Here is a 2923-nt window from a genome sequence, read left to right as displayed (position 1 = left end):
GTGTCCTTGTGGAACCGCTGCAGCGAGTTGAGCAGCTGGTCGCCCATCGCCGCCGGGTTGGCCAGCAGCTTGGCCTTCAGGCTGGGGGCATAGTCGGCCACCGATCTGTGCGCCGGCTGCAGCGGCAGGGCGTAGTCGAAGACATTGGCGGCCTTCTGGTCCAGCGGCAGGGCCACGGGCGTGATCGCGGCCTTGGGTTCGATCAGCGCCGGCGCCTGGAGAACGGAGGGCGAGATGACAACCATGGGATCAGCCTCGGCTCGGGAAACGGGTCTGGTCGATGGGGCGGCGGCGCGGCGTCATGATCCGGGCTTCCCGGTGCGGCCGCGCACGATCGTGGTCTGGAACTGGTAGGCCTGCTGCAGCGCCTGCATGGTCTCCTTGACCAGGGCGACGTAGCGGGGCGGGCCGGAGACCAGCGCGACATTGGCGCTGGCCAGCGGCCGCGGCGGAAACCGGGGGTCGTCGAGCTTCAGGCTGGCCAGCGACGCCTGCAACTCCTCGAACCGGATCGGGCCGAGCGGCAGCATCTCCGACACCGCCTCCTCGACCGTGGTGACGTACAACACCTGGCCGTCATAGTACCATTGCAGGCCGAAGCTGGCGGCGAGGTGGTCGAGCAGCTTCTGCGGCGACAGCTCCGGCAGGCGGCCGCGCACCCGGCCGGAGACCTTATCGCTGACCTTGACCGGGACGTCGAGGTTGCTGCCGAAGGCGGCCAGCACGTCGCGGACATCCTGGTCCAGCACGACATAGGGATAGGGCTTGTCCGGCCAGGGCAGAGCGCGGCGGCCCTGGGCCGCGGCCGCATCGGTCGTGACGGCCGGTGCCGCGATCTGCGGCATGGCACCGGCGGGCGGTGTCGCGACGATCCTGGGGGCCGGGGCCACCGCCGCGACCGGCGGCTGTTGCGCCAAGGCCGTTCCGGCGGCCAGGGGAAGCCCGGAAGCCAGGGCGAGCACGGCCGCGTTCCGCCGGAATCTGGCGGACAACATTCCTGTGATCGCGTTGGTCCTGACTGCCATCCCCACCTGCATCAAGACGTCCTGCCGATTCGGCCGGGACCGCTGCCCGTGTCCCACCCCTCGTTTATAACCCTGCATAGCCGATGGTGCAAAAGCCAATCGAACCGCCCCTCCGGCCGAATCGGAGGGCGGCGGCTGCAGATGCAGGGCAAACCTAAACGCTTAGATGGAGCGGCAGGTTCCGCGTCTTTTGTTAAAGTTTTTCTTGCCGGCCAAATGGCGTGAATCCGGGACTTTGGGTTTCGAATTGCTTGACCTGACAGGATTTTGCGGGATAGTGCCGTTGTTGTATCGAGCGGCGAAGTGGGCCCGTGGTCCGGGCAGGCCGTATGGCTTTGAATGAAGCAGGCGGTCGGCGATGTAACGATGCCTGATGCCGGGGTGGATCGGCAGATAGGCTTTTATCCAAGGGCTTGGCGCTCTCATTTGCCGTGGTTTCGCAGTCCCAAGATCCTGAATTCGCAAAGGGGAGATCTTGAAATGGCCTCGACGTCCGGTAGCGATCCAGTCGCCGATATGAAGGCGCAGATGGCGGAGATCCGTAAGCAGAACGCCCAGGACTCCATCGACTCCGCTTGGGAAAACCAGAAGTCGAGCAAGGTCGACAAATGGGCCCAGGCGCTCCAGGAAGCGGCCCGCAAGGGCTGAGCCCGGACCGTCGTCCGGTTCCTGAGCTTCAACGCTGTCAGTATGGCGAGCGCGGCCGGCCTCGGCCGCGCTCGTTTTCGCCACTGATCGGGGCGCCGCGTGGGGTGGGGCCATGCTCTCGAAAGTCAAGGCGCTTGTCTCTGACAGTCCTCTTCAAGGGCCGATGCACCGGCTCTTCGGGCAATCGCCCTCGGTCACCCTTTTCGTGGTCGAAGGGCCGAACGCCGGTACCGTCCAGAAGCTGACGCCTGCCGCCTACCGGGTCGGCAGCGCGCTCGACTCCGACATCGTTCTCGCCGACGAGGCGCTGGCTCCGGTCCATGCCCTGATCGATATCGGCCGCAGCCGCGTGCGGGTCGAGCCCCTGGCCGGCGCCGTCACCGTGCCGGGACGGGCTGGAACGACCGAGCCCGGTGGGGCCGTGACCTTGCCGCTCCCGGCCGAACTGACGCTCGGATCCTCCCGCATCGTGCTGCGCAGCCCGGTGGAGGCGTCCGTCGGCGGACCACGGTTCCGGGCCGTCACGGTCACCGCCGCGCTGCTCGTGATCCTCGGCGGCCTGTCCGGGATCGCGCTGCCGTCCGGCGGTTCCGGCGAAGGCTCCGAGGGCCGGGCGCCGGAGCAGGCCGCCATGGCCGACGCCGGCAAGCCCGCGGCGCAGACCGCCATGCTGGCGCCGGTGGTGCCGCGGCAGCAGACGCCGCAGGAGGAGCTGCAGTCGCGGATCGACGCAGCGCATCTCGACAGCGTCACCCTAACCGCGAAGGGCAGCCGCATCGTCGCCACCGGCCGGCTGTCGGCCGAGGAGATGGCGCAGTGGCGCGAGATCCAGGCCTGGTTCGACCGCACCTTCGCCTCCTCCGCCCTGCTGGCGTCCGAGGTGGCGACCGGGGCCGCCAGCGGCGCGCCCGAGATCGTGATCCAGGCGGTGTGGACCGGCGACAACCCCTATCTGATCACCCACACCGGCTCGAAATATTTCGAAGGGGCGGATCTCGGCGGCGGCTGGTCGGTCGACAAGATCCGGTCCGACGCCGTCACCCTGCGCAGCCGGACCGGGCAGAGCTTCGTGATGGTCCTGACCGACCCCGCCAAGCCGTGAGCGCGACGTCGGGGAAGGGGGAAGCGAGATGACGACGATCCAGTCCCGCACCGACGCCGCTCGACGGCGTCAGGCCCGGCCCGCAGCCCGACGGCATCGCCGGCCGGCCGGTTCCCCCGATCGGCATGCCGGCGCCCCGCCGGGCCGG

The 2923-nt window shown here is 68.8% G+C and carries 4 protein-coding genes; 2 read left to right on the top strand and 2 right to left on the bottom strand.

Annotation, left to right across the window (positions count from 1 at the left end):
* Both P409_RS30830 and P409_RS30825 read right to left on the bottom strand, forming a co-directional pair.
* A partial coding sequence (locus P409_RS30830) for a hypothetical protein (RefSeq protein ID WP_034847458.1) occupies positions 1-245 on the bottom strand: 245 nt, incomplete at its 3' end.
* A 54-nt stretch (positions 246-299) separates the two neighbouring features.
* Positions 300-917: a secretin N-terminal domain-containing protein gene (locus tag P409_RS30825; protein WP_152613640.1), complete on the bottom strand. Its 618-nt coding sequence runs from the start codon at positions 915-917 to the stop codon at positions 300-302.
* Positions 918-1364: 447 nt separating this feature from the next.
* Here P409_RS30825 and P409_RS38385 point away from each other — a divergent pair, with 447 nt between their 5' ends.
* Both P409_RS38385 and P409_RS30820 read left to right on the top strand, forming a co-directional pair.
* Positions 1365-1673 (top strand): hypothetical protein, encoded by a 309-nt coding sequence (locus P409_RS38385; RefSeq protein WP_152613639.1) that lies wholly within the window; start codon positions 1365-1367, stop codon positions 1671-1673.
* A gap of 163 nt (positions 1674-1836) precedes the next feature.
* On the top strand, positions 1837-2775 hold the full coding sequence (locus P409_RS30820) for a SctD/MshK family protein (RefSeq protein WP_034847456.1): 939 nt from the start codon (positions 1837-1839) through the stop codon (positions 2773-2775).
* Positions 2776-2923 lie beyond the last annotated feature (148 nt).

Source organism: Inquilinus limosus MP06, from assembly GCF_000767795.1.
In the GTDB taxonomy this organism is placed as follows: Bacteria; Pseudomonadota; Alphaproteobacteria; order DSM-16000; family Inquilinaceae; genus Inquilinus; species Inquilinus limosus_E.
Note: the sequence above shows the minus strand (reverse complement) of the source record. Positions and strands in the feature narration are given on the sequence as shown.

Excerpts from the sequence above, each read along its gene's own strand:
- P409_RS38385 (WP_152613639.1), top strand. The coding sequence starts at position 1,365 with ATGAAGCAGGCGGTCGGCGATGTAACGATGCCTGATGCCGGGGTGGAT.
- P409_RS30820 (WP_034847456.1), top strand. The coding sequence starts at position 1,837 with ATGCACCGGCTCTTCGGGCAATCGCCCTCGGTCACCCTTTTCGTGGTC.